General features: G+C 70.0%; 35 protein-coding genes. 1 reads left to right on the forward strand and 34 read right to left on the reverse strand.

Going from position 1 to position 24950, the window contains the following annotated elements:
* Nucleotides 1–9 precede the first annotated feature (9 nt).
* The 21 genes from secY to rpsJ form a co-directional block, all read right to left on the reverse strand.
* Nucleotides 10–1320 carry a preprotein translocase subunit SecY gene (gene secY, locus RCG67_RS02640; protein ID WP_368824733.1) on the reverse strand — a complete coding sequence of 437 codons (1311 nt, stop codon included), beginning with the start codon at nt 1318–1320 and terminating at the stop codon, nt 10–12.
* Nucleotides 1321–1587: 267 nt separating this feature from the next.
* Complete coding sequence (gene rplO / locus RCG67_RS02645) at nt 1588–2088, reverse strand: 50S ribosomal protein L15 (protein ID WP_082696880.1); 501 nt, start codon at nt 2086–2088, stop codon at nt 1588–1590.
* Nucleotides 2089–2090: 2 nt separating this feature from the next.
* Nucleotides 2091–2300: a 50S ribosomal protein L30 gene (rpmD, locus tag RCG67_RS02650; RefSeq protein ID WP_017833313.1), complete on the reverse strand. Its 210-nt coding sequence runs from the start codon at nt 2298–2300 to the stop codon at nt 2091–2093.
* Nucleotides 2300–3031, reverse strand: a complete 732-nt coding sequence (rpsE, locus tag RCG67_RS02655) for a 30S ribosomal protein S5 (protein ID WP_368824734.1) — start codon at nt 3029–3031, stop codon at nt 2300–2302. The genes rpmD and rpsE overlap by 1 nt, the downstream gene beginning before the upstream one ends.
* Nucleotides 3028–3399: a 50S ribosomal protein L18 gene (gene rplR / locus RCG67_RS02660; protein ID WP_058872536.1), complete on the reverse strand. Its 372-nt coding sequence runs from the start codon at nt 3397–3399 to the stop codon at nt 3028–3030. The genes rpsE and rplR overlap by 4 nt, the downstream gene beginning before the upstream one ends.
* A gap of 2 nt (nt 3400–3401) precedes the next feature.
* Nucleotides 3402–3938 (reverse strand): 50S ribosomal protein L6, encoded by a 537-nt coding sequence (rplF, locus tag RCG67_RS02665; protein ID WP_058872535.1) that lies wholly within the window; start codon nt 3936–3938, stop codon nt 3402–3404.
* A 23-nt stretch (nt 3939–3961) separates the two neighbouring features.
* The gene (gene rpsH / locus RCG67_RS02670; protein WP_017833309.1) at nt 3962–4360 is read right to left on the reverse strand and encodes a 30S ribosomal protein S8; all 399 of its coding nucleotides are present in this window, start codon (nt 4358–4360) and stop codon (nt 3962–3964) included.
* An 85-nt stretch (nt 4361–4445) separates the two neighbouring features.
* The gene (rplE, locus tag RCG67_RS02675) at nt 4446–5015 is read right to left on the reverse strand and encodes a 50S ribosomal protein L5 (protein ID WP_017833308.1); all 570 of its coding nucleotides are present in this window, start codon (nt 5013–5015) and stop codon (nt 4446–4448) included.
* Complete coding sequence (rplX, locus tag RCG67_RS02680) at nt 5015–5359, reverse strand: 50S ribosomal protein L24 (protein ID WP_058872534.1); 345 nt, start codon at nt 5357–5359, stop codon at nt 5015–5017. Before rplX ends, rplE begins: the two co-directional genes overlap by 1 nt.
* A 2-nt stretch (nt 5360–5361) precedes the next feature.
* Complete coding sequence (gene rplN, locus RCG67_RS02685; protein WP_017833306.1) at nt 5362–5730, reverse strand: 50S ribosomal protein L14; 369 nt, start codon at nt 5728–5730, stop codon at nt 5362–5364.
* A 356-nt stretch (nt 5731–6086) separates the two neighbouring features.
* Nucleotides 6087–6377 carry a 30S ribosomal protein S17 gene (gene rpsQ / locus RCG67_RS02690; protein ID WP_058872533.1) on the reverse strand — a complete coding sequence of 97 codons (291 nt, stop codon included), beginning with the start codon at nt 6375–6377 and terminating at the stop codon, nt 6087–6089.
* Entirely contained in the window at nt 6374–6649 is a 276-nt protein-coding gene (gene rpmC, locus RCG67_RS02695) for a 50S ribosomal protein L29 (RefSeq protein WP_344119386.1), read from the reverse strand. The genes rpsQ and rpmC overlap by 4 nt, the downstream gene beginning before the upstream one ends.
* Nucleotides 6650–6651: 2 nt before the next feature.
* A complete protein-coding gene (gene rplP, locus RCG67_RS02700; protein WP_017833303.1) occupies nt 6652–7068 on the reverse strand; it encodes a 50S ribosomal protein L16 in 417 nt (138 codons plus the stop codon).
* Nucleotides 7069–7914 carry a 30S ribosomal protein S3 gene (rpsC, locus tag RCG67_RS02705; protein ID WP_368824735.1) on the reverse strand — a complete coding sequence of 282 codons (846 nt, stop codon included), beginning with the start codon at nt 7912–7914 and terminating at the stop codon, nt 7069–7071.
* Entirely contained in the window at nt 7915–8280 is a 366-nt protein-coding gene (rplV, locus tag RCG67_RS02710) for a 50S ribosomal protein L22 (RefSeq protein ID WP_017833301.1), read from the reverse strand.
* Between the two features lie 53 nt (nt 8281–8333).
* A complete protein-coding gene (gene rpsS / locus RCG67_RS02715) occupies nt 8334–8615 on the reverse strand; it encodes a 30S ribosomal protein S19 (protein ID WP_058859361.1) in 282 nt (93 codons plus the stop codon).
* A gap of 12 nt (nt 8616–8627) precedes the next feature.
* On the reverse strand, nt 8628–9467 hold the full coding sequence (gene rplB / locus RCG67_RS02720; RefSeq protein ID WP_058872530.1) for a 50S ribosomal protein L2: 840 nt from the start codon (nt 9465–9467) through the stop codon (nt 8628–8630).
* 30 nt (nt 9468–9497) lie between these two features.
* The gene (rplW, locus tag RCG67_RS02725) at nt 9498–9803 is read right to left on the reverse strand and encodes a 50S ribosomal protein L23 (protein WP_058872529.1); all 306 of its coding nucleotides are present in this window, start codon (nt 9801–9803) and stop codon (nt 9498–9500) included.
* Nucleotides 9800–10423 (reverse strand): 50S ribosomal protein L4, encoded by a 624-nt coding sequence (gene rplD, locus RCG67_RS02730; RefSeq protein WP_368824736.1) that lies wholly within the window; start codon nt 10421–10423, stop codon nt 9800–9802. The genes rplW and rplD overlap by 4 nt, the downstream gene beginning before the upstream one ends.
* 7 nt (nt 10424–10430) lie before the next feature.
* Complete coding sequence (gene rplC / locus RCG67_RS02735; protein ID WP_017833296.1) at nt 10431–11087, reverse strand: 50S ribosomal protein L3; 657 nt, start codon at nt 11085–11087, stop codon at nt 10431–10433.
* A gap of 16 nt (nt 11088–11103) precedes the next feature.
* Complete coding sequence (rpsJ, locus tag RCG67_RS02740; RefSeq protein WP_003803825.1) at nt 11104–11412, reverse strand: 30S ribosomal protein S10; 309 nt, start codon at nt 11410–11412, stop codon at nt 11104–11106.
* Between the two features lie 504 nt (nt 11413–11916).
* Between rpsJ and RCG67_RS02745 the strand changes: the two genes are divergently transcribed.
* A complete protein-coding gene (locus tag RCG67_RS02745; RefSeq protein WP_368824738.1) occupies nt 11917–12300 on the forward strand; it encodes a VOC family protein in 384 nt (127 codons plus the stop codon).
* Nucleotides 12301–12386: 86 nt separating this feature from the next.
* Here RCG67_RS02745 and tuf read toward each other — a convergent pair whose 3' ends face one another.
* The 13 genes from tuf to pcaH form a co-directional block, all read right to left on the reverse strand.
* Nucleotides 12387–13577, reverse strand: coding sequence for an elongation factor Tu (gene tuf / locus RCG67_RS02750; RefSeq protein ID WP_058872527.1), 1191 nt, complete (start codon nt 13575–13577; stop codon nt 12387–12389).
* Between the two features lie 159 nt (nt 13578–13736).
* Entirely contained in the window at nt 13737–15851 is a 2115-nt protein-coding gene (fusA, locus tag RCG67_RS02755; protein ID WP_368824739.1) for an elongation factor G, read from the reverse strand.
* Between the two features lie 69 nt (nt 15852–15920).
* Nucleotides 15921–16391 carry a 30S ribosomal protein S7 gene (gene rpsG / locus RCG67_RS02760; protein ID WP_017833292.1) on the reverse strand — a complete coding sequence of 157 codons (471 nt, stop codon included), beginning with the start codon at nt 16389–16391 and terminating at the stop codon, nt 15921–15923.
* Nucleotides 16391–16765, reverse strand: a complete 375-nt coding sequence (rpsL, locus tag RCG67_RS02765) for a 30S ribosomal protein S12 (protein ID WP_017833291.1) — start codon at nt 16763–16765, stop codon at nt 16391–16393. The genes rpsG and rpsL overlap by 1 nt, the downstream gene beginning before the upstream one ends.
* Before the next feature lie 331 nt (nt 16766–17096).
* Nucleotides 17097–17909 carry an IclR family transcriptional regulator domain-containing protein gene (locus RCG67_RS02770; protein ID WP_368824740.1) on the reverse strand — a complete coding sequence of 271 codons (813 nt, stop codon included), beginning with the start codon at nt 17907–17909 and terminating at the stop codon, nt 17097–17099.
* 76 nt (nt 17910–17985) lie between these two features.
* Nucleotides 17986–18663 carry a 3-oxoacid CoA-transferase subunit B gene (locus RCG67_RS02775; RefSeq protein ID WP_058872524.1) on the reverse strand — a complete coding sequence of 226 codons (678 nt, stop codon included), beginning with the start codon at nt 18661–18663 and terminating at the stop codon, nt 17986–17988.
* 1 nt (nt 18664) lies between these two features.
* Entirely contained in the window at nt 18665–19357 is a 693-nt protein-coding gene (locus RCG67_RS02780; protein ID WP_368824741.1) for a 3-oxoacid CoA-transferase subunit A, read from the reverse strand.
* A gap of 50 nt (nt 19358–19407) precedes the next feature.
* A complete protein-coding gene (locus tag RCG67_RS02785) occupies nt 19408–20601 on the reverse strand; it encodes a thiolase family protein (RefSeq protein ID WP_368824742.1) in 1194 nt (397 codons plus the stop codon).
* 145 nt (nt 20602–20746) lie between these two features.
* A complete protein-coding gene (gene pcaC, locus RCG67_RS02790) occupies nt 20747–21154 on the reverse strand; it encodes a 4-carboxymuconolactone decarboxylase (RefSeq protein WP_058872521.1) in 408 nt (135 codons plus the stop codon).
* Nucleotides 21151–21996 carry an alpha/beta fold hydrolase gene (locus tag RCG67_RS02795; protein ID WP_368824743.1) on the reverse strand — a complete coding sequence of 282 codons (846 nt, stop codon included), beginning with the start codon at nt 21994–21996 and terminating at the stop codon, nt 21151–21153. The genes pcaC and RCG67_RS02795 overlap by 4 nt, the downstream gene beginning before the upstream one ends.
* Entirely contained in the window at nt 21993–23450 is a 1458-nt protein-coding gene (locus RCG67_RS02800) for a lyase family protein (protein WP_368824744.1), read from the reverse strand. Before RCG67_RS02800 ends, RCG67_RS02795 begins: the two co-directional genes overlap by 4 nt.
* An 85-nt stretch (nt 23451–23535) precedes the next feature.
* Nucleotides 23536–24120: a protocatechuate 3,4-dioxygenase subunit alpha gene (pcaG, locus tag RCG67_RS02805; protein ID WP_368824745.1), complete on the reverse strand. Its 585-nt coding sequence runs from the start codon at nt 24118–24120 to the stop codon at nt 23536–23538.
* On the reverse strand, nt 24113–24934 hold the full coding sequence (gene pcaH, locus RCG67_RS02810) for a protocatechuate 3,4-dioxygenase subunit beta (protein ID WP_368824746.1): 822 nt from the start codon (nt 24932–24934) through the stop codon (nt 24113–24115). The genes pcaG and pcaH overlap by 8 nt, the downstream gene beginning before the upstream one ends.
* Between the last annotated feature and the right edge of the window lie 16 nt (nt 24935–24950).

The raw sequence follows: 24950 nt of genomic DNA on the forward strand, positions 1-24950 counted from the left end.
GGGCGCCGGTCAGCGCAGCAGCCCCTCGTAGTTGCGCTGCTGCAGCTGGGCCTCGATCTGCTTCACCGTGTCCAGGCCGACGCCCACCATGATGAGCAGCGACGGCCCGCCGAACGGGAAGTTCTGGTTCGCGTCGATCAGCACGAGCGCCACGAGCGGGATCATCGACACGATGCCCAGGTACAGGGCGCCCGGGAAGGTGATCCGGCTGAGCACGTACGCGAGGTACTTCTCGGTGGGCCGGCCGGCGCGGATCCCCGGGATGAAGCCGCCGTAGCGCTTCATGTTGTTGGAGACCTCCTCCGGGTTGAAGGTGATCGACACGTAGAAGTACGTGAAGAACACGATCATCAGGAAGTACATCACCATGTACACGGGGTGGTCGCCGGTGACGAGGTAGCTGTTGATCCAGTTCACCCAGCCGGGGATGTCCGTGCCGTCGTCCGGCATCCCGAACTGGGCGAGCATGCCGGGGAGCATCAGCATCGAGGAGGCGAAGATGATGGGGATGACGCCGGCCATGTTGACCTTGAGCGGGATGTAGGTCGTGGTGCCGCCGATGGTGCGCCGGCCCACCATCCGCTTGGCGTACTGCACGGGCACGCGGCGCTGGGACTGCTCCACGAAGACCACGCAGGTGATCACCACGAGCCCCACGGCCAGCACCGAGAGGAACACGCCCCAGCCCCGGGTCCGCAGGATCTCGCCGAGGGCGGACGGGAAGGTCGCGGCGATGGAGGTGAAGATGAGCAGCGACATGCCGTTGCCCACGCCCTTCTCCGTGATCCGCTCCCCCAGCCACATGATGATCGCCGTGCCGGCGGTCATGGTGATGATGATGATCAGCACGGTCAGCCAGGTGTCCTCGGGGATGATCGGCAGGGGGCAGTCCCCCAGCAGGGCCCCGGACCGGGCGAGCGAGACCACCGTGGTGGCGTTGAGCAGCGCGAGGCCGATGGTCAGGTAGCGGGTGTACTGGGTCAGCTGCGTCTGCCCCTGCGCGCCCTCCTCGTGCAGCTCCTGGAAGCGCGGGATGACCACGCGCAGCAGCTGCACGATGATGCTCGCGGTGATGTACGGCATCACGCCCAGGGCGAAGACCGACAGCTGCAGCAGGGCGCCGCCGCTGAAGAGGTTCACCATGTCGTACACGCCGCCCGTGGTGGTCCCCAGTTCCAGGCACTGCTGCACGTTGCCGTAGTCGACGCCCGGCGCCGGGATGAACGTGCCCAGGCGGTAGAGCACGATGAGGGCGAGGGTGAACCCCAGCTTGCGTCGCAGGTCGGGGGTTCGCAACGCCCGTCCGAAAGCGCTGAGCACATGTCCTCCTAGAGACTGGGTCCGACCGGCATCCGGCGGCGGGGGGTGGTGGGGCGGAGCTCGGTCCTGGGTCCGCGCACAGGCGTGGGCGCGGAGAACTCCGGCAAGTCTAACGAACGCGCCGCGCCGGGGACTCCCCCGGGGCGCGCGCCGACGCGACGGGCTCGTCCCGCCGACGGATCAGGCCCCGCCCACGCTGGCGTGGACGGGGCCTGATCCGTGGGTGCCGCGGGGGCCGGGCGTGCGCCCGGCCCCCGCGGCCCGCGCTCACAGCGCGGTGGTGCTGCCGCCGGCGGCGGCGATCTTCTCCGCGGCGGAGCCCGAGAAGGCGTGCGCCTTGACGTCGACCGCGACCGCGATCTCGCCGGAGCCCAGCACCTTGACGGGCTGGTTCTTGCGGACGGCGCCGCGGGCCACGAGCGTGTCCACGGTCACCTCGCCGCCCTCCGGGAAGAGCTCGGTGAGCTTGTCCAGGTTGACGACCTGGTACTCCACGCGGAACGGGTTCTTGAACCCGCGCAGCTTGGGCAGGCGCATGTGCAGCGGCAGCTGTCCGCCCGCGAAGCCCGCCTTGACCTGGTACCGGGCACTGGTGCCCTTGGTGCCGCGGCCGGCGGTCTTGCCCTTGGAGCCCTCACCGCGACCCACGCGGGTCTTGGCGGTCTTCGCGCCCGGGGCCGGACGCAGGTGGTGCACCTTGAGGGCGTGCACCTTCTCGTTGCCCTGAGCGGTGCTCGGGGCGGTGTTCTCAGCAGTGTTCTCTGCCATGGTTACTTGGCCTCCTCGACCTTGACCAGGTGGGCGACGGTGTTGACCATGCCCGCGGTCACGCCGTCGGCCTTGCGGACCACGACGTTGCCCGGCCGCTTGAGGCCGAGGGACCGCAGGGTGTTCCGCATGTTCTGCTTCTGGCCGACCACCGACCGGACCTGCGTGATGCGCAGCTCCGTGCCGTCGGGCTGGATACGCTTGCCGGACATCAGGCACCTGCCTTCTGGATCGAGCGCAGCAACGGACCGGGGACGACCTCGTCCAACGGCAGCCCACGACGGGCCGCGACGGCCGCCGGCTCCTCGAGCTGGCGGAGCGCCTCGATGGTTGCGTGCACGATGTTGATCTGGTTCGACGAGCCGAGGGACTTCGACAGCACGTCGTGGATGCCGGCGCACTCGAGCACGGCGCGGACCGGACCACCGGCGATCACACCGGTACCCGGGGTCGCCGGGCGCAGCATGACGACACCGGCGGCGGCCTCGCCCTGCACGCGGTGCGGGATGGTGCGGTCCTCGATGCGCGGGACGCGGAAGAAGTTCTTCTTCGCCTCCTCGACGCCCTTCGAGATCGCGGCCGGCACCTCCTTGGCCTTGCCGTAGCCGACACCGACCATGCCGTTGCCGTCGCCGACGACGACGAGGGCGGTGAAGCTGAAGCGACGACCGCCCTTGACGACCTTGGAGACGCGGTTGATGGTCACGACGCGCTCGAGGAACTTGTCCTTCTCCTCGTCGCGGCCGCCGCGGCCGCCGCGGCCGCCGCGCTCACCGCGGCCCCCGCGCTCACCGCGGCCCCCGCGCTCACCACGGCCCCCGCGGTCGCCGCGGGAGTCCTGGGAACGGGTGGTCTCGGTGGTCTGCTGGGCCCCGGTCGCCTCCGTGGAGGCGGTGCTCGCTTCGGTCACCTGGGTTTCCTTCTCGTTGTTCTGCTCACTCACAGTGCCAGACCTCCTTCGCGGGCGCCGTCGGCGACAGCCGCCACGCGACCGTGGTACTTGTTGCCGCCGCGGTCGAACACGACGGCCTCGACACCGGCGGCCTTGGCGCGCTCGGCCACGAGCTCGCCCACGCGCTTGGCCTTCGCGGTCTTGTCCGCGTCGGCACCGCGCAGGTCGGCCTCCATGGTCGAGGCCGAGGCGACGGTGACGCCCTGGGTGTCGTCGACGACCTGGACGAACACGTGGCGGGCCGAGCGGTTGACGACCAGGCGCGGGCGCGCGGCCGTGCCGGCCAGGTGCTTGCGCACCCGGGCGTGGCGGCGGCTGCGGGCGGCGGCCTTGGACTTGCCCTTGATCTTCAGAGCCATGATTACTTACCAGCCTTTCCGGCCTTGCGGCGGATCTGCTCGCCGGCGTACCGCACGCCCTTGCCCTTGTAGGGCTCGGGGGCGCGGAGCTTGCGGATCTTCGCGGCGACCTCGCCGACCTGCTGCTTGTCGATGCCGTTGACCGAGAGCTTGTTGACGCCCTCGACGGCGAACGAGATGCCCTCCGGGGCCTTGAAGGTGATCGGGTGGCTGTAGCCGAGGGCGAACTCGAGGTCCTGGCCCTTGGCCTGCACGCGGTACCCGGTGCCCACGATCTCGATGCCCTTGGAGTAGCCCTGGGTGACGCCCTGGATCATGTTGGCGATCAGGGTGCGGGTGAGGCCGTGCAGCGAGCGGGACTCGCGCTCGTCGTCGGGTCGGGTGACGGTGAGGGTGCTGTCCTCGAGCGCGACGGTGATCGGGCTGGCAACGGTGTGCTGCAGCTCGCCCTTGGCGCCCTTGACGGAGACGACGTTGCCGTCGACCTTGATCTCCACACCGGCCGGCACAGAGATGGGGAGACGTCCGATACGTGACATGTTCTCTTCCTTTCTGTTCCGGGTTACCAGACGTACGCGAGGACTTCGCCGCCCACGCCCTTCTTCGCGGCCTGCTTGTCGGTCAGCAGCCCGGAAGAGGTGGACAGGATGGCGATGCCCAGGCCGCCCAGGACCTTGGGGAGGTTGGTGGACTTGGCGTACACGCGCAGGCCCGGCTTGGAGATGCGCCGGACGCCCGCGATGGAGCGCTCGCGGTTGGGGCCGAACTTCAGGGAGAGCGTCAGGGTCTTGCCGACCTCGGCCGCCTCCTCCTTGTAGTCCGCGATGTAGCCCTCGGCCTTGAGGATGTCCGCCACGCGGGCCTTGAGCTTCGAGTACGGCATGCTCACGGAGTCGTGGTAGGCGGAGTTGGCGTTGCGCAGACGCGTCAGCATGTCCGCGACAGGATCTGTCATTGTCATTTTGGGGGCACGTGCCCTTCCTCGTCCCGGTTTCCGCACCTGGCGGCGCCCGTGGGCGCCCGGCCGGACCTGGAACGTAGCGAGATTAGTTGGTCTTGAAGGGGAAACCGAGCGCCTTCAGCAGCGCGCGGCCCTCGTCGTCGGTCTTCGCGGTGGTGACCACCGTGATGTCCATGCCGCGGACCCGGTCGATGCGGTCCTGGTCGATCTCGTGGAACATGGACTGCTCGGTGAGGCCGAAGGTGTAGTTGCCGTTGCCGTCGAACTGGCGGTCGGACAGACCGCGGAAGTCGCGGATGCGCGGCAGGGCCAGGGTCACCAGGCGGTCGAGGAACTCCCACATGCGGTCGCCGCGCAGCGTGGTGTGCGCGCCGATCGGCATGCCCTCGCGGAGCTTGAACTGCGCGATGGACTTCTTCGCCCGGGTCACGAGCGGCTTCTGGCCCGTGATGGCGGTGAGGTCGCGGACGGCGCCGTCGATGAGCTTCGAGTCCTTCGCGGCGTCGCCGACGCCCATGTTCACGACGACCTTGACGACGCGCGGGATCTCCATGACGTTGCCGTAGCCGAACTGCTCCTGCAGCGCGGGGACGACGGTCTCCTGGTACTTGTCCTTGAAGCGCGGGGACACGCTGATCTCGGTGGTTTCGGTCATCACAGGTCCTTGCCGGTGCTCTTGGAGACGCGGACGCGGACGGTCTTCTGGCGTCCGTCGCGCTCCACGGTCTCGGTGCGGTAGCCGACGCGGGTCGGCTTGTTGGTCTCCGGGTCCACGAGCGCCACGTTGGACACGTGGATCGGGGCCTCGACCTTGTCGATGCCGCCGGCCTCGCCCTGCATGGAGGCCTTGCGGTGGCGGGTGATCACGTTGATGCCCTCCACGACCACGCGGGAGGTCTCGGGGATCACGCGCAGGACCTTGCCCTGCTTGCCCTTGTTGTCCTTGCTGCCGGAGATGACCTGCACCAGGTCGCCGGTCTTGATCTTGAACTTCGCCATGGTCAGAGCACCTCCGGGGCCAGCGAGATGATCTTCATGAACTTCTTGTCGCGCAGCTCGCGGCCCACGGGGCCGAAGATGCGGGTACCACGGGGGTCACCGTCGTTCTTCAGGATCACTGCGGCGTTCTCGTCGAACTTGATGTAGGAGCCGTCCGGACGACGGCGCTCCTTCTTGGTGCGGACGATGACGGCCTTGACCACGTCGCCCTTCTTCACGTTGCCGCCCGGGATCGCGTCCTTGACGGTGGCGACGATGATGTCGCCGATGCCTGCGTAGCGACGTCCGGATCCACCGAGAACACGGATGGTGAGGATTTCCTTCGCACCCGTGTTGTCGGCGACCTTCAGTCGCGACTCCTGCTGAATCACTGATTACTCCTGTCGTCACGCCGGTTCCAACACCGATCGAGAGCACGGTGCGGGCCTTGCGGAACAGCTTGTCGGATGATGTGCCCTCCCCCGGCGTCGCACGCCGGACCGGGCCAGCCCTCCATGCCAGGAGCATCTGAACCCGCCACCAGGTGGCACGGGGGCGCCCTGCACGCGGTCATTATGCGCTGGCACGAAGAGCTGTGGGTCGTACGGGCGGACAAATCGGCCCATACAAGCTCACCAGCCTAGCACAGCGGAGCGGCCGTCCGTGCGGGGCGGTGAACGGAGGACGGCCCGCCCCTCGCGCGGAGGGACGGGCCGTCACGGCCGTGGCCGGCTCTAGCGAGCCAGGATCACTTGGCCTTCTCGAGGATCTCCACGATCCGCCACCGCTTGGTGGCGGACAGCGGACGGGTCTCGGAGATCAGGACGAGGTCGCCGACGCCGGCGGTGTTCTGCTCGTCGTGGGCCTTGACCTTCGAGGAGCGCCGCATGACCTTGCCGTACAGCGAGTGCTTGACGTTGTCCTGCAGCTGGACCACGACGGTCTTGTCCATCTTGTCGGAGACCACGTAGCCACGACGGCTCTTGCGGTCACCGCGCTCGGCGGCCTGCTCGGCCCCGTTGTTGATCTGCTCGGTCACTTGGCGTCCTCCTCGGAGGTGTTCTCGGCGGTGTTCTCGGCGGCGCCCGCCTGGGGCCGGATGCCGAGCTCGCGCTCGCGCAGCACCGTGTAGATGCGCGCGATGTCGCGCTTGACGGCCTTGAGGCGGCCGTTGTTCTCGAGCTGACCGGTTGCGGACTGGAAGCGGAGGTTGAACAGCTCCTCCTTCGCCTTGCGCAGCGCCTCACCCAGAGAGTCCTTGTCGAGGGCCGCGAGGTTCTCGATGCTCAGATCCTTGGATCCAACAGCCATTCTCATTCACCACCTTCGCGACGCACGATGCGTGCCTTCATCGGGAGCTTGTGGATCGCCAGCCGCAGGGCCTCGCGGGCGACCTCTTCGGAGACACCGGAGAGCTCGAACATCACGCGCCCGGGCTTGACGTTGGCGACCCACCATTCGGGGGAGCCCTTGCCGGAGCCCATGCGGGTCTCGGCGGGCTTCTTGGTCAGGGGGCGGTCCGGGTAGATGTTGATCCAGACCTTGCCGCCACGCTTGATGTGGCGGGTCATGGCGATACGCGCGGCCTCGATCTGACGGTTCGTCACGTAGGCCGGCGTGAGCGCCTGGATGCCCCACTCGCCGAAGGCGACGGTGGTGCCGCCCTTGGCAGCGCCCGACCGCTTCGGGTGGTGCTGCTTGCGGAACTTCACACGACGTGGGATGAGCATTTACTTACCACCCTCTGCGTTGGTCGCCCCCGCGGCCGGGGCCGGGGAGGCGGCGGAGTCGTTGCGCTCACGGCGTCCGCCACGGTCGTTACGGTCGGGGCGACGGCGGTCGCCGCCGCCGCGGCGCTCGCCGGGACCGCCACGACGGTCACGGTCGCCGCCGCGGCCGCGCGAGGGAGCGGCGGCCTGCTGGGCCGCCAGTTCCTTCGCGGTCAGGTCGCCCTTGTAGATCCAGACCTTCACGCCGATGCGGCCGAAGGTGGTCTTGGCCTCGAAGAAGCCGTAGTCGATGTTCGCCCGCAGGGTGTGCAGGGGCACACGGCCCTCGCGGTAGAACTCCGAGCGGCTCATCTCGGCGCCGCCGAGACGGCCGGCGCACTGGATCCGGATGCCCTTCGCGCCGGCGCGCTGCGCCGACTGGATGGCCTTCTTCATGGCGCGGCGGAAGGCCACGCGGGAGGCGAGCTGCTCCGCGACGCCCTGGGCGACCAGCTGGGCGTCCACCTCGGGGTTCTTGACCTCGAGGATGTTCAGCTGGATCTGCTTGCCCGTGAGCTTCTCGAGCTCGCCGCGGATGCGGTCGGCCTCGGCGCCGCGGCGGCCGATGACGATGCCGGGGCGGGCGGTGTGGATGTCCACGCGCACGCGGTCCCGGGTCCGCTCGATCTCGACCTTGGAGATGCCGGCCCGCTCCATGCCCGTGGACATGAGCTTGCGGATCTTGATGTCCTCACGGACGTAGTCCTTGTAGCGCTGGCCCTCCTTGGTGGAGTCCGCGTACCAGTGCGACACGTGGTCGGTGGTGATGCCCAGCCGGAACCCGTGCGGGTTGATCTTCTGTCCCACTTAGCGGACCTCCTCGCTGTCAGGGCTCGCCACGATCACGGTGATGTGGCTCGTGCGCTTGTTGATGCGGTAGGCGCGGCCCTGGGCCCGCGGCTGGAACCGCTTCATGGTCGGACCCTCGTCGACGAAGGCCTCGCTCACCACGAGCTCCTCCTCCTTGAACGGCAGGCCGTCGCGGTCCGCCAGCTGGCGCGCGTTGGCGACCGCCGACTGGAGGACCTTGAACACCGGCTCCGAAGCACCCTGGGGGGCGAACTTCAGAATCGCCAGAGCCTCATTCGCCTGTTGGCCACGAATCAGGTTGACGACGCGCCGGGCCTTCATAGGCGTCACGCGGATGTAGCGCGCAGATGCCTTGGCTTCCATTGCTTTCCTTCTCTCGTCTTCTCGAAGTGCTCACGCTGCGGGATCCCGGAGGATCAGCGGCGCTTGCCCTTCTTGTCGTCCTTCACATGGCCGCGGAAGGTCCGCGTGGGGGCGAACTCGCCGAGCTTGTGCCCGACCATCGACTCGGTGATGAACACGGGGATGTGCTTGCGTCCGTCGTGCACGGCGATCGTGTGCCCCAGCATGTCGGGGACGATCATCGAGCGGCGGGACCACGTCTTGATGACGTTCTTGGTGCCCTTGTCGTTCTCCTTGGCGACCTTCAGATAAAGGTGCTGATCGACGAAAGGGCCCTTCTTCAGGCTGCGTGGCATGTGTCAGGCTCCTTAGCGCTTGTTCTTGCCGGTACGACGACGGCGGACGATGAGCTTGTCGCTCTCCTTGTTGGGGCGGCGGGTGCGACCCTCGGGCTTGCCGTTCGGGTTGACCGGGTGCCGGCCGCCGGAGGTCTTGCCCTCGCCACCACCGTGCGGGTGGTCGACGGGGTTCATGACCACACCGCGGACGGTCGGGCGGACGCCCTTCCAGCGGTTGCGGCCGGCCTTGCCCCAGTTGATGTTCGACTGCTCGGCGTTGCCGACCTCGCCGACCGTGGCGCGGCAGCGCACGTCGACGTTGCGGATCTCGCCGGAGGGCAGCCGGAGCTGGCCGTACTTGCCCTCCTTGGCCACGAGCTGCACGGACGCGCCGGCGGAGCGGGCGAGCTTGGCGCCGCCGCCCGGACGGAGCTCGACGGCGTGGATCACGGTGCCGACGGGGATGTTGCGCAGCGGCAGGTTGTTGCCGGGCTTGATGTCGGCGCCGGGGCCCGACTCGACGACGTCGCCCTGGGAGAGGCGGTTCGGCGCGATGATGTAGCGCTTGGAGCCGTCCACGAAGTGCAGCAGCGCGATGCGCGCGGTGCGGTTCGGGTCGTACTCGATGTGCGCGACCTTGGCGTCGACGCCGTCCTTGTCGTGGCGACGGAAGTCGATGACGCGGTACTGGCGCTTGTGCCCGCCACCCTTGTGCCGGGTGGTGATGCGGCCGGTGTTGTTCCGCCCGCCCTTCTTGGGCAGCGGCCGGACCAGCGACTTCTCGGGGGTCGTGCGCGTGATTTCTGCGAAGTCGGCAACGGAGGAGCCGCGACGGCCCGGGGTTGTCGGCTTGTGCTTACGGATAGCCATGTGTCAGTTCCTCGTTAAAGTGGTCTCCGCTCAGGCGAGCGGACCGCCGAAGATGTCGATGGTGCCTTCCTTCAGGGTCACAACGGCACGCTTGGTGCCCTTGCGCTGACCCCAGCCGAAGCGCGTGCGCTTCCGCTTCCCGGCACGGTTGATGGTGTTCACGGACTCGACCTTGACGCCGAAGATCTGCTCCACGGCGTACTTGATCTGCGTCTTGTTCGAGTCGGACGCCACGAAGAACGTGTAGCGGCCCTCGTCGATGAGCCCGTAGGACTTCTCCGAGACGACCGGCGCGATGATGACGTCCCGGGGATCCTTGATGGTGGTCGCGCTCACTTGGCGTCCTCCTGCTTCTTCTTGCTGGCGGCCGCCACGAAGGACTCGAACGCGTCCTTGGTGAAGACCACGTCGTCGGAGACCAGCACGTCGTACGTGTTGAGCTGGTCCGCGTAGAGGGTGTGCACGTCGTCGAGGTTGCGCACCGACAGCGCGGACACGTCGTCCGAGCGGTGCAGCACGACCAGCAGGCTCTTGCGGTCGGAGAGTCCGCGCAGCGTCTCCCGGGCGGTCTTCGTGTTGGGCACGGTGCCCTCCACGATCGACTCGACCACGTGGATGCGGTTGTTGCGCGCCCGGTCCGAGAGGGCTCCGCGCAGGGCGGCGGCCTTCATCTTCTTGGGGGTGCGCTGGCTGTAGTCGCGCGGGGTGGGGCCGTGCACCACGCCGCCGCCGGTCATGTGCGGGGCGCGGATCGAGCCCTGGCGCGCACGGCCGGTGCCCTTCTGCTTGAAGGGCTTGCGGCCGGCGCCGGAGACCTCGGCGCGGTTCTTGGTCTTGTGCGTGCCCTGGCGGGCCGCGGCCAGCTGAGCGACGACGACCTGGTGCAGCAGGGGCACGTTGGTCTGGACGTCGAAGATCTCGGCGGGCAGTTCGACGTTGACGGTCTGAGTTGCCATGGTCTGATCAGGCTCCCTTCACTGCGGTGCGGACGAGGACGACCGAACCCTTGGGGCCCGGCAGGGCACCCTTGATGAGCAGCAGGGAGTTCTCGGCGTCCACGGCGTGAACGGTGAGGTTCTGCGTCGTGTGACGGACGGCGCCCATGCGGCCCGCCATGCGCATGCCCTTGAACACGCGAGCGGGGTAGGACGCGCCGCCGATGGATCCCGGCTTGCGGTGGTTCTTGTGGGCACCGTGGGAGGCGCCGACGCCGGAGAAGCCGTGGCGCTTCATGACACCGGCCGTGCCCTTGCCCTTGGTCTTGCCGATCACGTCGACCTTCTGGCCGGCCTCGAAGAGCTCGACGGAGAGCTCCTGGCCCAGCTCGTAGGTGTCCGCGTCGGCGGTGCGCAGCTCCACGACGTGGCGGCGCGGCGTCACGCCGGCCTTCTCGAAGTGGCCGGCCAGCGGCTGGGTGACCTTGCGGGGGTCGATCGCACCGAACCCGATCTGCACGGCGGAGTAGCCGTCCCGGTCCTGGTTGCGCAGCTGGGTCACGACGTTGGAGTCCGCCTTGACGACGGTCACCGGCACGAACTTCCCGTTCTCGTCCCAGACCTGGGTCATGCCGAGCTTCGTGCCCAGCAGGCCCTTCACCTGGCGTTCGAAAGTGGTAGTCATTGGGATGCGATCCTCTTTACAGCTTGATTTCGATGTTCACGTCAGCCGGCAGGTCGAGGCGCATGAGCGAGTCGACGGCCTTCGGCGTGGGGTCGATGATGTCGATCAGCCGCTTGTGCGTGCGCATCTCGAAGTGCTCACGGCTGTCCTTGTACTTGTGCGGCGAGCGGATGACGCAGTACACGTTCTTCTCCGTGGGCAGCGGCACGGGGCCGACCACCGTGGCGCCTGCGCGCGTCACCGTCTCAACGATCTTCCGGGCCGAGACGTCGATGACCTCGTGGTCATAAGACTTCAGCCGGATGCGGATTTTCTGTCCCGCCATGGCGTCGTGACTCTCTTTCTTGAACGTACTTCCCTGTGACGGAGCCTGGGGACTCCTTGTGCATGGCGCCGCCTGGTGGGCGCCCCTCCACGCAGACTGAATCCGGAAGGATCCGGGTTCCTCACCCTGCTGGAGCTCCGACCCCCGAACTCGGGCGTGTCGCCTCGTGCAGAGCACGAGGGCGCACCGGGTCCGCTACGCGGGGTGGGCTGTATGTGGTCCGTGCGTGGCAGCTTCCACGAGCTGCTGGCCCCCGGTTCTGCTTCGGGACCCGATGGTGTCCTGGGGTCTGCCGGTTCGAACCGTTGAGAGCACGCGTCGGCGCTTGAACAACGTCCTCCATCCTGCCAGAGATGGCAGACCGGCGCAAACGCGCGGCCGCGCCTCCGGGACCGGGCGCGTGCGGATCCGTGCCGGATCCGTGAGCCTTTCGCAACCCCCGCCGGCGCCCGCGGCCGTATCCTGGCCGCGTCCGCACACCGACATCCGCAGGAGATGGGTCCCATGCTGTCCACCGCGAGACTGATCGCGATCGTTCCCGTCAGGGAGCTCGACCGCGCCCGGCAGTTCTACCACGAGACGCTGGGCCTCTCCCCCGGGCCCGACCTCGAGGCCGACAGCGTGCTGCTCAGCGAGGACGGGCACACCGGTCTGCAGCTGCTGCTGCGTCCGGACGCACCGGCGTCGGAGCTGACGCAGGCCAGCTTCGAGGTCGACGACGTCGAGGCCGCGGTGCGCGAGCTCGAGGGCCGGGGCGTCCGGTTCCAGGACTACGACCTGCCCGGCCTGCGGACCGTGGACCACGTCCTCACCGCCGAGGGGATGAAGGCGGCGTGGTTCACCGACTCCGAGGGCAACGTCCTCTGCCTGCACCAGCTCACCGGCTGAGCGCGGCGAGCCGGACCGGGACGCGCGGAACCCCCCGCCGCTCCAGGAGCGACGGGGGGTTCCGCGCGGATCGAGCAGTCCGGGGACTACTTGTTGATCTTGGTGACGCGACCCGAGCCCACGGTGCGGCCACCCTCGCGGATGGCGAAGCCGAGGCCCTCCTCCATGGCGATCGGCTGGATCAGCGCGACCGTCATCTCGGTGTTGTCGCCCGGCATGACCATCTCGGTGCCCTCGGGCAGCGTGATGACGCCGGTGACGTCGGTGGTCCGGAAGTAGAACTGCGGACGGTAGTTGGAGTAGAACGGGTTGTGCCGGCCGCCCTCCTCCTTGGAGAGGATGTAGACGTTGGCCTCGAAGTCGGTGTGCGGGGTGATGGAACCCGGCTTGCACACGACCTGCCCGCGCTCGACGTCGTCACGCTTGAGACCGCGCAGCAGCAGGCCGCAGTTCTCGCCCGCCATGGCCTCGTCCATCTGCTTGTGGAACATCTCGATGCCGGTGACCGTGGTCTTCTGGACCGGACGGATGCCGACGATCTCGACCTCGGAGTTGATGGGCAGCGTGCCGCGCTCGGCACGGCCCGTCACCACGGTGCCGCGGCCGGTGATGGTGAAGACGTCCTCGATCGGCATGAGGAACGGCTTGTCCATGTCGCGCACGGGGTCGGGCACGTTCTCGTCGACGGCCTCCATGAGCTCCTCGACCTTGGCGACCCACTCGGGGTCGCCCTCGAGGGCCTTCAGCGCCGAGACGCGGACGACGGGCGCGTTGTCGCCGTCGAAGCCCTGGTCGGAGAGGAGCTCGCGCACCTCCATCTCGACGAGGTCCAGCAGCTCCTCGTCCTCGACCATGTCGGACTTGTTCAGGGCCACCAGCAGGTAGGGCACGCCCACCTGGCGGGCGAGCAGGACGTGCTCGCGGGTCTGGGCCATGGGGCCGTCCGTGGCGGCGACCACGAGGATGGCGCCGTCCATCTGGGCCGCACCGGTGATCATGTTCTTGACGTAGTCGGCGTGGCCCGGGGCGTCCACGTGAGCGTAGTGACGCTTCTCCGTCTGGTACTCGATGTGCGCGATGTTGATGGTGATGCCGCGCTGCTTCTCCTCCGGGGCGGAGTCGATGGCGCCGAAGTCGCGCTGCTCGTTGAGGTCCGGGTACTTGTCGGCCAGGACCTTGGAGATGGCAGCCGTGAGCGTCGTCTTGCCGTGGTCGACGTGGCCGATGGTGCCGATGTTGACGTGCGGCTTGCTGCGCTCGAACTTGGCCTTCGCCATGGTTGTTCCTCCTAGAACATTTGTCGAAACTTGCTCAGCACTTCCCCGCCGCGTGGTGTGGGGGGAGCTTGAGGCGCTCAGCAGTACTGAAACCTCTGCAAGTCTACTTTGGCTGTACTTGTTTGATGAAATTCCCGGCCGGGGCCGAGGGGGTGGTGCCTACTCGCCGCGGTTCTTCTGGACGATCTCCTCGGCGACGGCCTTGGGAACCTCCGAGTAGCTGTCGAACTGCATCGAGTACACGGCGCGGCCCTGGGTCTTGGACCGGAGGTCGCCGATGTAGCCGAACATCTCGGACAGCGGGACGAGGGCCTTGACCAGCTTGACGCCGGACACGTCCTCCATGGACTGGATCTGGCCGCGGCGGGAGTTCAGGTCGCCGATGACCTCGCCCATGTACTCCTCGGGCGTGCGGACCTCGACGGCCATCAGCGGCTCGAGCAGGACGGGCTGGGCCCGGCGGGCGCCCTCCTTGAAGACCATGGAGCCGGCGATCTTGAACGCCATCTCGGAGGAGTCGACGTCGTGGTAGGCACCGTCGAGCAGCGTGGCCTTGACGCCCACGACCGGGTACCCGGCGAGGATGCCCAGGCGCATGGCGTCCTGGATGCCGGCGTCCACGGAGGGGATGTATTCGCGCGGGACGCGGCCGCCGGTGACCTTGTTGTCGAACTCGTAGAGCTCCTCGGCGTCCAGCGGGATCGGCTCGAACGCCACCTGCACCTTGGCGAACTGGCCGGAGCCGCCGGTCTGCTTCTTGTGCGTGTAGTCGACCTTGTCGACGGCCTTCTTGATGGTCTCGCGGTAGGCCACCTGGGGCTTGCCGACGTTCGCCTCGACCCGGAACTCGCGCTTCATGCGGTCCACCAGGATGTCCAGGTGGAGCTCGCCCATGCCGCCGATCTCGGTCTGGCCGGTCTCCTCGTTGAGGGACACGGTGAACGTGGGGTCCTCGGCGGAGAGCTTCTGGATCGCGGTGGAGAGCTTCTCCTGGTCGCCCTTGGTCTTCGGCTCGATGGCCACGGAGATCACGGGGGCCGGGAAGGTCATCGACTCGAGCACGATCGGCTCCTGCGGGGAGCACAGGGTGTCGCCCGTGGTGGTGTCCTTGAGCCCGATGGCCGCATAGATGTGGCCGGCCCGGATCTCGTCGACCGGGTTCTCCTTGTTGGAGTGCATCTGGAACAGCTTGCCGATGCGCTCCTTCTTGCCCTTGGTCGAGTTGAGGACCTGCTCGCCGTTGACGGCCTTGCCGGAGTACACGCGGATGTAGGTCAGCTGCCCGTAGAACGGGTGCGAGGCGACCTTGAACGCGAGCGCCGAGAAGGGGGCGCTGTAGTCGACGGGGCGGGTGAGGACCTCCTCCTCGTCGTTGAGCGCGTGGCCCTCGACGTTCGGGACGTCCAGCGGGGACGGCAGGAAGTCGATGACGGCGTCGAGCATCGGCTGCACGCCGCGGTTCTTGAACGCGGAGCCGCACAGCACCGGGTACGCCTCGGAGTTGATGGTCAGCTTCCGGATGCCGGCCTTGAGCTCCTCGAGGGTGAGCTCCTCGCCGCCCAGGTACTTCTCCATGAGCTCGTCGTCCGCCTCGGCGACGGACTCGACCAGCTGGTTGCGGTACTCCTCGGCCCGCTCCTGCAGGTCGGCGGGGATCTCCTGGATCTCGTACTTGGCACCCAGGGAGACGTCGCCCTTGGAGTCGCCCGGCCAGACGAAGGCCTTCATGGTGAGCAGGTCGACCACGCCGGTGAACTCGGACTCGGCGCCGATCGGCAGCTGCATCACCAGCGGCTTGGCGCCGAGGCGGTTGATGATGGTGTCGACGGTGAAGTAGAAGTCGGCGCCCAGCTTGTCCATCTTGTTGACGAAACAGATGCGGGGCACGTCGTACTTGTCGGCCTGGCGCCAGACCGTCTCCGACTGGGGCTCGACGCCCTCCTTGCCGTCGAAGACCGCCACGGCGCCGTCGAGCACGCGCAGGGAGCGCTCGACCTCGACCGTGAAGTCCACGTGGCCGGGGGTGTCGATGATGTTGATCTGGTTGTCGTGCCAGTAGCAGGACGTCGCGGCCGACGTGATCGTGATGCCGCGCTCCTGCTCCTGCGCCATCCAGTCCATGGTGGAGGCACCATCGTGGGTCTCGCCGAGCTTGTGGGAGATACCGGTGTAGAACAGGATGCGTTCGGTGGTGGTGGTCTTACCGGCATCGATGTGCGCCATGATGCCGATGTTGCGGACCTTCTTGAGGTCGGTAAGCACGTCAAGTGCCACGGTGGTTCCCTTTCGGAGATGGTGCCGGCGGCCTGCCGGCCCGGATGGGGCCGACAGGCCTGGAAGATTCTACCAGCGGTAGTGGGCGAAGGCCTTGTTGGACTCCGCCATCTTGTGGGTGTCCTCGCGGCGCTTCACGGCGGCACCGAGACCGTTGGACGCGTCCAGGATCTCGTTCTGCAGACGCTCGGTCATGGTGTTCTCACGGCGGATCTTGGAGTAGCCGACGAGCCAGCGCAGGGACAGCGCCTGGGCGCGGCCCGGCTTGACCTCGACGGGCACCTGGTAGGTGGCGCCGCCGACGCGGCGGGACTTCACCTCGAGGGCCGGCTTGACGTTCTCCAGGGCCTTCTTGAGGGTGGCGACCGGGTCGGCGCCGGACTTCGCCCGGACGCCCTCGAGGGCGCCGTAGACGATGCGCTCGGCGGTGGACTTCTTGCCGTCCTGGAGGACCTTGTTGATCAGCTGCGTGACGACCGGCGAGCTGTAGACCGGGTCGACGACGAGCGGGCGCTTGGGAGCGGGACCCTTACGAGGCATTACTTCTTCTCCTTCTTGGCGCCGTAACGGGAACGGGCCTGCTGGCGGCCCTTGACACCCTGGGTGTCGAGCGCGCCGCGGACGATCTTGTAGCGGACACCGGGGAGGTCCTTCACGCGACCGCCGCGGACGAGCACGATGGAGTGCTCCTGGAGGTTGTGGCCCTCACCGGGGATGTAGGCCGTGACCTCGACGCCGCCGTTGAGCTTCACGCGGGCGACCTTGCGCAGCGCGGAGTTCGGCTTCTTCGGCGTGGTGGTGTACACGCGGGTGCACACACCGCGCTTCATGGGGCTGCCCTTGAGTGCGGGCGCCTTGGTCTTGACGACCTTCGGGGTCCGGCCCTTGCGGACCAGCTGCTGGATTGTAGGCACAGTGTCTCCTGATCGGACGGGACGCGTCAGCGGCCCGCTGGGTGTTCGGCTCCCCGCTCCCGGCCGGGGCCTGGTGCGGGTGCGGCGCTCGGTGTGGGCCCGGCGGGCGGGCACCACGGTCGCCGCGCCGAAGGTAGCTGGGCAGACGAAAAGGATGGCATTTTGGTACACACCGCGTACCAGAGGACCGAGTCCGTTCTGCCATGATTTCTCCGGCCTCCAGGGGCGGCGGGCGCCGAGGGATGACCGTTCAATTCCTCGACAGCCTATCAGACCCCGGCCGGGGCGGGAAAACGCGGGCCGTGCGGCCGGCGCGGGGCCCGGGGTGCGGTCAGCGTCCGGTCGCGGCGAGGTCGGCGGAGATCCGCCGGGCGCACTCGAGCAGGGGCGGCACGACGTCGTCCACCGGGTCCCCGGCGCTCGCGCCGGGCATCCCCACGCGCATGGAGACGTTCACGGCCGCGACCACGCGGCCGGTGCCGTCGGTCACCGGGGCGGCGACGGAGCGCAGCCCCACCTCGAGCTCCTGGTCCACGAGGGCCCACCCCTGGGCGCGCACCTGCTGCAGGTCCGCCTCGAGCGCGGCGCGGTCGGTGAGGGTGTGGGCGGTCAGGCGCTCGATGCGCGCCGTGCGGAAGTACCCGGCGAGCTGCTCCGGGTCCAGCGCGGCGAGCAGGACCCGGCCCATGGACGTGGCGTGGGCGGGGAAGCGGGTGCCCACGGCGATCGCCACGGTCATGATCCGGTGCGTGGAGACCCGGGCCACGTAGACGATGTCGGAGCCGTCCAGCACGGAGGCGGACGTGGACTCCTCGACCTGCGCCGAGAGCGTCTCGAGGTGCGGGGCGGCGAGGGCCGGCAGCGACAGCGAGGAGAGGTACGAGTAGCCGAGCTGGAGGACCATGGGGGTGAGCTCGAAGAGGCGCCCGTCGGTCCGGACGTAGCCCAGCTCCTCGAGGGTGAGCAGGAACCGGCGTGCGGTGGCGCGGGTGAGCCCGGTGCGCCGGGCCACGTCGCTGAGGGTCATCCGGGGGTGCCGGGCGTCGAAGGCCGTGATCACGCCGAGCCCGCGCGCCAGCGACTGCACGAACTGTCCAGGGCTGCTCCGCTCCCCCGCCGGGGCGGTGGGGTCCTGCTCGGTCATCGGTGGCCTCCTGTGGGCCTCGTCCGGGGCGCGGCGGCCGGTTGCGGCCGCCGCACCCCCGGGGTCGGTGCGGTGCTCAGCGGGCGGGCCGCAGCGGGACGTCGACGATCTGCCGGAGCTCCTCGAAGCTCGTCCCGAAGGTCTCGCGCACCGAGACGCCGTCCTCCTCGATGAGGAACACGGCCTGGTCGGTGTAGATCCGCGAGACGCAGCCCACGCCGGTGAGCGGCATGGTGCACTGCTCCACGAGCTTCGACTGCCCCTTCTTGGTCTGCAGGGACATCATCACGAACGTCATCTTCGCACCCGTGGCCAGGTCCATGGCCCCGCCCACCGCGGGGATCGCGTCCGGCTTGCCCGTGTGCCAGTTGGCGAGGTTGCCCTTCCGGTCCACCTGGAACGCCCCGAGCACGCAGCAGTCGAGGTGCCCGCCGCGCATCATGGCGAAGGAGTCCGCGTGGTGGAAGTACGAGCAGCCCGGCGTCTCGACCACGGGGATCTTGCCCGCGTTGATGAGGTCGGCGTCGACCTCGTCGCCGTGGGCCTCGGGGCCCATTCCGAGCATGCCGTTCTCGGTGTGCAGGGTGACGTCGTCCTCGGCGGTCAGGTAGTTGGAGACCAGGGTCGGCTGGCCGATGCCGAGGTTGACGTAGGAGCCGGCCGGGATGTCGCGGGCCACCAGGCGGGCCAGCTCCTCCGGGGCGAGCGGGGTCTCGGACGTCATGGGCACGACGTCCACGGTGTTCTCGCTCATGTCAGAGCTCCTCTCGGGGGTCGGTCTGGGCCGGCGCGTCGATCCGCACGACGGTGTCCACGTAGATGCCCGGGGTCACGACGACCTCGGGGTCCAGCCCGCCGCGCTCCACGAGCTCCGCGACCTGCACGATCGAGGTGGCGGCCGCGGCGGCCATGATGGGGCCGAAGTTGCGCGCCGTCTTGCGGTACACGAGGTTGCCCGCCCGGTCCGCGACGTGCGCCTTGGTCAGGGAGAAGTCGGCCTTGATGGGGTGCTCCAGGACGTAGTGGCGGCCGTCGATCTCGCGGACCTCCTTGCCCTCGGCGAGCGGGGTGCCGTAGCCGGTGGGGGTGAAGAACGCCCCGATGCCGGCGCCGGCGGCGCGGATGCGCTCGGCGAGGTTGCCCTGGGGGACGACCTCGAGCTCGATCTGCCCGGCCCGGTACTTCTCGTCGAAGTGCCACGAGTCGGACTGGCGCGGGAAGGAGCAGATGATCTTCTGCACGCGCCCGAGCTGGATCAGCCGGGCCAGGCCCACGTCGCCGTTGCCGGCGTTGTTGTTCACGACCGTCAGGTCGGTGGCGCCGTGGTCGATCAGCGCGTCGATGAGCTCGACGGGCTGGCCGGCCACGCCGAAGCCGCCGATCATGACGGTCGCGCCGTCGTGGATCGGGGCCACGGCCTGCGCGCAGCTGTCTGCGATGTTCAGCATGCGTTGTGCCTCTCTTCGGTGGTCTTCTTCGCCCGGGTCCCTCGCGGGTCTCAGGCGTTCTCGTTCTCGAGCACGACGGCGAGGCCCTGGCCCACGCCGATGCAGATGGCCGCGACGCCCCAGCGCTGCCCGGAGGCCTGCAGGGACCGCGCGAGCGTGCCGAGGATGCGGGTGCCGGAGGCCCCGAGGGGGTGGCCGATGGCGATGGCGCCGCCGTGCCGGTTGACGATCTCCGGGTCGATCCCCCAGGCGTCGACGCACGCGAGGGACTGGGCGGCGAAGGCCTCGTTGAGCTCGACGGCGGCGACGTCGTCCCAGCCGATCCCGGCGCGCCGCAGGGCGAGGTTCGCGGCCTCGACCGGGGCGAAGCCGAAGAACTGCGGCTCGTTGGCGGCCGCGCCCCGGCCGGCGATGCGGGCCAGCGGCGGCAGGCCGGTCAGCTCGGCGGCCCTCTCGGAGCCCAGCAGGGCGGCGGAGGCGCCGTCGTTGAGGGGCGAGGCGTTGCCGGCGGTGACGGTGCCGCCCTGCTCCGCCGAGCGGAAGACGGTCCTGAGCCCGCTCAGCTTCTCGACGGTCGAGGACGCGCGGACGGACTCGTCCTGGGTCAGCTCGGTGCCGGGGACCTGGACGGTGAGGTCCGCGTAGAAGCCCTCGTCCCAGGCCTGCTGGGTGAGCTGGTGGGAGCGGTGCGCGAACTCGTCCATGCGGTCGCGGGTGATGCCGTGCCGCTCGGCGAGCTGCTCGGTGGCCTCCCCCAGGGACACGGTCCACGCGGAGTTCATGCTCGGGTTGACGAGGCGCCAGCCCAGCGTGGTGGAGGCCAGGGTCATGTCGCCGGCCGGGTAGGGCTTCTCCGTCTTCGGGAGCACCCAGGGGGCCCGGCTCATGGACTCGACGCCGCCGACGAGCATCACGTCGGCCTCGCCCGCGGCGATCTGCCGGGACGCGATGATCGCGGCGTCCAGGGAGGAGCCGCAGAGCCGGTTGACGGTGGTGCCGGGGAGCTCCACGGGGAGCCCGGCCAGCAGCGTGGCCATGCGGGCGACGTTGCGGTTCTCCTCGCCGGCGCCGTTGGCGTTGCCGAGCACGACCTCGTCGATCGCGGCGGGGTCCAGCGCGGACGCGCGCCGGAGCTGCTCGCCGACCACGAGGGCGGCCAGGTCGTCGGGGCGCTCGCCCGCCAGGGCGCCGCCGAAGCGGCCGAAGGGGGTGCGGACGGCGTCGTAGATGTAGGCCTGGGTCATGGTGTTCCTCACTTGCGTCGTTGCAGGTCGGTCACGGGGGTCGGGATCCCGGGGTGTCGGGTCCCGGTGTCACGGGGTGTCGGGGTCATGGGCGCCGGCCGCGGGGCACGGCCGGCACGGGGCGCGGCACGGGGCCGCGCAGGGCTCAGGCGCCCTCGGCGTCGAGGGCGTCGAGGACCTGCTTGGCGTGCTTGAAGGCGTTGTTGGCCGAGGGCACGGAGAGGTAGATCGCCGACTGCAGCAGGATCTCCTTGATCTCGTCCCGCTCCAGCCCGTTGCGCAGGGCGGCGCGGACGTGCATCTCGAACTCCTCCCAGTGCCCGGCGGCGATCAGCGCGGTCAGGGTGACGGCGCTGCGCATCCGCCGGTCCAGTCCCGGCCGGGTCCAGATCTCGCCCCACGCGTAGCGGGAGATGAAGTCCTGGAACTCGGCGGTGAAGGCGTCCTTGCCGGCCTCGGCGCGGTCCACGTGGGCGTCGGAGAGCACCTCGCGGCGCACCGCCATGCCGTCCGCGTGCGCCTCCTGCTCGGTGCGCCGGGGGTTGCTGCTCATGCTCGTGCTCCTTCGGGGGTCGTGGTCGTCGTGGGGGCCTGCGGGCGGAAGTGCTCGTCCAGCAGCCGCGCCACGTCCTGCGGGGCCTCGGCGGGCACCAGGTGGCCGGCGCCCTCGACGACGACGAGGCGCCCGCCCGTCGCCTCCGCGAGCTGCGCCACCGACTCCGGCGGCGTCGCGACGTCGTGCGCGCCCACCACGGCGAGCACGGGGACGCCGGCCGGGGCGGGGCCCGCGTGCGCGTCGAAGGCGGCGAGGGCCTTGCAGGCCCGGGCGTAGGAGAACCGGTCGGCGTCCTGCAGGTCGTGCAGCAGCGCCGTGGTGGTGGCCGCGTCCCGCTCGATGAAGCCCGGGGCGAACCACCGCTGCGCGGAGCCCACGATCTGGGTGGGGGTGCCGGCCGCGGCCACGAGCTCGGCACGCTGCGCCCAGGCACCGGGCTCCCCCACCCGGGCGGCGGTGCCGACCAGCGCGGCGGCGCGGACCCGCTCCGGGGCGTCGAGGAGCAGCTGCCGGCCCACGCACCCGCCGATCGAGCAGCCCGCGTAGAAGAACGGTGGTCCGTTCTCGACCCCGGCCGCCGCGCGGTGGCGGTCCACGGCCGTCAGCACCGCCCGGGCGAGCTCGGCCACGGTGAACGGCTCGTCGGTGGGCGCGGAGGCGCCGTGCCCGGGCAGGTCCCAGCCCAGCACCCGCACGTCGGCCCCGAGCCGCCGGGCCACGCCCGACCAGAGCGACGTCACGGACGTGCCCAGCGAGGGGCCGAGCACCAGCAGGGGGGCCTGCGGGGACGGTGCCGGCCGGTCGGCGAACTCGACGAGGGTGAGGACGGGGACGCTCATGCGGTGCTCCTGGCGCTGGTCCCGGCGTGTCCGCCGGACATGGTCGAAGGATCGTTCGCCGGCCGGTCGTGCCGTTCGAGCACCCGGTCGATCAGCAGGTCGTTGGCGCCGAGGTACCCGGCGGGGTCGAGCAGCCGGGTCACGACCCCCCGGTCCACGGGGGTGCCGTCCGCCAGGCGGGTGCCCGCGGCGAGGCCCACGAGGGCGTCGAGCATGCCCTTCCGGTCGCTCGCGTGCTCGCGCACGACCGCCTGGACCTGCTGCTTCCCCGTGGCGCCGTCGGCGGCGGGCGGCAGCAGCGGCGCGAGCTCCGCGCTGATCCGCTCGGCGAGCACGGCGGGCCCGGACGCGTCCAGGTTGGCCCGCATCCGGGCGGGGTCCACGGTCAGGCCCGCCGTGAGCTCGGCCGCGTGCGACGACGCCGCCACGGCGAGCCGGGCCAGCTCCCGCAGCGCCGGCCACTCCGTGTGCCAGGCGCCGTCGGGGCGCTCGTCGACGTACTGGGCGGCGGCGAGGTGGAGCTGGGCCACGAGCTGGGGCGCGGTCAGGGCGGTGCGCTTGAGCAGCACGGAGAGCACCGGGTTCTGCTTCTGGGGCATCGCGGAGGACACGCCGCGCCCCTCCGCGGCCGGTTCGCGCAGCTCGCCGAGCTCGGGGCGGGAGAGCAGCAGCACGTCGTTGGCGATCCGGCCCAGGGCCGCGCAGACGGCGGCCAGGGTCTCCGCGGTGCGCAGGACCGGCCGCCTGCTGGTGTGCCACACGTGCGCCGGCATGCTCAGCCCCAGCTCGCCGGCCCAGCGGCGGGCCAGCTCGACGGCCTGCTCGGCGGCGTCGGGGGCGCCCGGGAAGAGCGCCATGCTCCCGGCGAGGGTGCCGGCGGCCCCGCCCCAGGACGCCGGCAGCCGGGTGAGCCCGGCGAGATCCGCCTCGAGGTCCTGCAGTCCGGCGAGCCAGCCGGCGGCCTTGAGGCCGAAGGTGGTGGGCAGCGCGTGCTGCGTCAGGGTGCGGGCGGCCTGGACGGTGCCGCGGTGGGCCTGCGCCAGCCGGGCCAGGGCGTCCGCGGTGCCGGACAGCTGCCGGCCCAGGGGCTCGGCGGCGCGCCGGACCAGGAGCATCATGGCGGTGTCCATGACGTCCTGGCTGGTCAGGCCGCGGTGCGCGAAGCGCACGGCCTCGGGGTCGAGCTCCCCCAGCCGGCGCCGGTAGTCGGCGAGGAGCGGGATGACGGGGTTGCCGCCGCCCTCGGCCCGCCGGGCGATGTCCCCGGCGTCGTAGTCGGCGGCGCGGGCGGCCGCGCGGGCGGACCCCGCGGCGGCGCGCGGGGCCAGCCCGGCGTCCGCCTGCGCGGCGACCCAGGCGGCCTCGACGTCGAGCAGCGCCTGGAGCACGGCGGTGTCGTCCGTGTGCGCGTCGCCCCGGTGGGCCCCGGGGCGGAGCAGCCCGGCGTCGGTCATCCGCGTCCTCCTTCGGTGGTCGTCCGGTCGTGCGTCGTGGTCGGTGCCGTGCGGGAGTCCCGACCGGGGCTCCCGCACGGGCGGGTCACTGCTCGAGGTTCGGGTACGTGAGGAAGACGGTCTCGTCCTGGCCCTGCAGCCGGACGTCGAAGCGCAGGGAGCCGTCGGCCTCGCGCTCGGCGATCAGCGTGCGGCGCCGGTCCTCGGGCAGGGAGCCCAGCAGCGGGTCGTTCGCCAGCGCCTCGGTGTCCTCCGGCAGGTAGATGCGGGTGAACAGCCGGTTGAGCAGGCCGCGGGCGAAGACCGTCAGCGTGATGAACGGCGCCTTGCCGGGCTCGGTCGGCCCCGGGTCCACGGTGGTGAAGGTGTAGTGGCCCTCGTTGTCCACGGACGCGCGGCCGAAGCCGGTGAAGGTCCAGCCGTCGCGCACGAGCGAGCCGGTCGCGGTGGGCACGTCGCCGTTGCCGTCGGCCTGCCAGATCTCGAGCATCGCGTCCGGCACGTGCTCGCCGTGGCCGTCGGTGACCGTGCCGTGCAGGCGCACCGCCTGCGGGTGCCCGAGCGGCACGAGCAGCTCGCCCTTGTCGTAGGGCAGCGCGTAGCCGTAGAACGGCCCGATGGTCTGGCCGGGGGTGGCCGGGAGCTTGTGGTTCGCCGGGGTCTCAGACATTGGAGTCGCCTTCCGTCCAGGTGCGGTTCGAGCCGCTGAGCACGATGTCCCACGTGTAGCCGAGCAGCCACTCGTGCTCCGAGGCGTCGTGGTCGTACCGGGCCACGAGCCGTTCGCGGGCCTTCGGGTCCACGATGGACCGGAAGATCGGGTCCAGGGCGAACAGCGGGTCGGAGGGGAAGTACATCTGGGTGATCATCCGCTGGGTGAAGTCCGTGCCGAACAGCGAGAAGTGCACGTGCGCGGGCCGCCAGGCGTTGTGGTGGTTCTTCCAGGGGTACGGCCCGGGCTTGATGGTGACGAACTCGTAGGAGCCGTCGTCACCGGTCAGGCACCGCCCCACGCCCGTGAAGTTCGGGTCGATGGGCGCGGGGTGCTGGTCCCGCTTGTGGATGTACCGCCCGGCCGCGTTGGCCTGCCAGATCTCCACGAGCTGGTTCCGCACGGGCCGGCCGTCGCCGTCGAGGACCCGGCCCCGGATCCTGATCCGCTCGCCGATGGGCTCCCCGCCCGACTGGACGGTCAGGTCCGACTCGAGCCGGTGCACGTCCCGCTCGCCGAAGGCGGGGGCGTGCAGCTCGATGGTCTCGGGGTCCGCGTGGTGCAGGTCCTTGGTGGGGTGCCGCAGGATCGAGCTGCGGTAGGGCGCGTAGTCGAGGCGCGGCTGGGTCTCGGCGCGGCCCGACGCGGTGTAGTCCTCGCTGATCCGCGCCATCTCGCGGTCGAGGTCGGCCTGCGTGTCCGCCGCGTCGTCGGGGCCCTTCGGGGTGAGGTGCACGAAGGCCTCCTCCGGCCCCTGGTCCTGGTCGGTCATGGTTCCACTCCTTTGT

Origin of the sequence: Kocuria cellulosilytica (assembly GCF_040981245.1) — a bacterium.
Taxonomy (GTDB): domain Bacteria; phylum Actinomycetota; class Actinomycetes; order Actinomycetales; family Micrococcaceae; genus Kocuria; species Kocuria cellulosilytica.

Bases quoted from the DNA above. Each gene is read 5' to 3' on its own strand.
- rplO (WP_082696880.1), bottom strand. From the start codon at position 2,088: ATGGCAGAGAACACTGCTGAGAACACCGCCCCGAGCACCGCTCAGGGC.
- rpmD (WP_017833313.1), bottom strand. From the start codon at position 2,300: ATGTCCGGCAAGCGTATCCAGCCCGACGGCACGGAGCTGCGCATCACG.
- rplR (WP_058872536.1), bottom strand. From the start codon at position 3,399: ATGGCTCTGAAGATCAAGGGCAAGTCCAAGGCCGCCGCCCGCAGCCGC.
- rplF (WP_058872535.1), bottom strand. From the start codon at position 3,938: ATGTCACGTATCGGACGTCTCCCCATCTCTGTGCCGGCCGGTGTGGAG.
- rpsH (WP_017833309.1), bottom strand. From the start codon at position 4,360: ATGACAATGACAGATCCTGTCGCGGACATGCTGACGCGTCTGCGCAAC.
- rplE (WP_017833308.1), bottom strand. From the start codon at position 5,015: ATGACCGAAACCACCGAGATCAGCGTGTCCCCGCGCTTCAAGGACAAG.
- rplX (WP_058872534.1), bottom strand. From the start codon at position 5,359: ATGGCGAAGTTCAAGATCAAGACCGGCGACCTGGTGCAGGTCATCTCC.
- rpmC (WP_344119386.1), bottom strand. From the start codon at position 6,649: ATGGCTGTTGGATCCAAGGATCTGAGCATCGAGAACCTCGCGGCCCTC.
- rplP (WP_017833303.1), bottom strand. From the start codon at position 7,068: ATGCTCATCCCACGTCGTGTGAAGTTCCGCAAGCAGCACCACCCGAAG.
- rplV (WP_017833301.1), bottom strand. From the start codon at position 8,280: ATGGAAGCCAAGGCATCTGCGCGCTACATCCGCGTGACGCCTATGAAG.
- rpsS (WP_058859361.1), bottom strand. From the start codon at position 8,615: ATGCCACGCAGCCTGAAGAAGGGCCCTTTCGTCGATCAGCACCTTTAT.
- rplB (WP_058872530.1), bottom strand. From the start codon at position 9,467: ATGGCTATCCGTAAGCACAAGCCGACAACCCCGGGCCGTCGCGGCTCC.
- rplD (WP_368824736.1), bottom strand. From the start codon at position 10,423: ATGGCAACTCAGACCGTCAACGTCGAACTGCCCGCCGAGATCTTCGAC.
- rplC (WP_017833296.1), bottom strand. From the start codon at position 11,087: ATGACTACCACTTTCGAACGCCAGGTGAAGGGCCTGCTGGGCACGAAG.
- rpsJ (WP_003803825.1), bottom strand. From the start codon at position 11,412: ATGGCGGGACAGAAAATCCGCATCCGGCTGAAGTCTTATGACCACGAG.
- RCG67_RS02745 (WP_368824738.1), top strand. From the start codon at position 11,917: ATGCTGTCCACCGCGAGACTGATCGCGATCGTTCCCGTCAGGGAGCTC.
- tuf (WP_058872527.1), bottom strand. From the start codon at position 13,577: ATGGCGAAGGCCAAGTTCGAGCGCAGCAAGCCGCACGTCAACATCGGC.
- rpsG (WP_017833292.1), bottom strand. From the start codon at position 16,391: ATGCCTCGTAAGGGTCCCGCTCCCAAGCGCCCGCTCGTCGTCGACCCG.
- RCG67_RS02770 (WP_368824740.1), bottom strand. From the start codon at position 17,909: ATGACCGAGCAGGACCCCACCGCCCCGGCGGGGGAGCGGAGCAGCCCT.
- RCG67_RS02775 (WP_058872524.1), bottom strand. From the start codon at position 18,663: ATGAGCGAGAACACCGTGGACGTCGTGCCCATGACGTCCGAGACCCCG.
- RCG67_RS02780 (WP_368824741.1), bottom strand. From the start codon at position 19,357: ATGCTGAACATCGCAGACAGCTGCGCGCAGGCCGTGGCCCCGATCCAC.
- RCG67_RS02785 (WP_368824742.1), bottom strand. From the start codon at position 20,601: ATGACCCAGGCCTACATCTACGACGCCGTCCGCACCCCCTTCGGCCGC.
- pcaC (WP_058872521.1), bottom strand. From the start codon at position 21,154: ATGAGCAGCAACCCCCGGCGCACCGAGCAGGAGGCGCACGCGGACGGC.
- RCG67_RS02795 (WP_368824743.1), bottom strand. From the start codon at position 21,996: ATGAGCGTCCCCGTCCTCACCCTCGTCGAGTTCGCCGACCGGCCGGCA.
- RCG67_RS02800 (WP_368824744.1), bottom strand. From the start codon at position 23,450: ATGACCGACGCCGGGCTGCTCCGCCCCGGGGCCCACCGGGGCGACGCG.
- pcaG (WP_368824745.1), bottom strand. From the start codon at position 24,120: ATGTCTGAGACCCCGGCGAACCACAAGCTCCCGGCCACCCCCGGCCAG.
- pcaH (WP_368824746.1), bottom strand. From the start codon at position 24,934: ATGACCGACCAGGACCAGGGGCCGGAGGAGGCCTTCGTGCACCTCACC.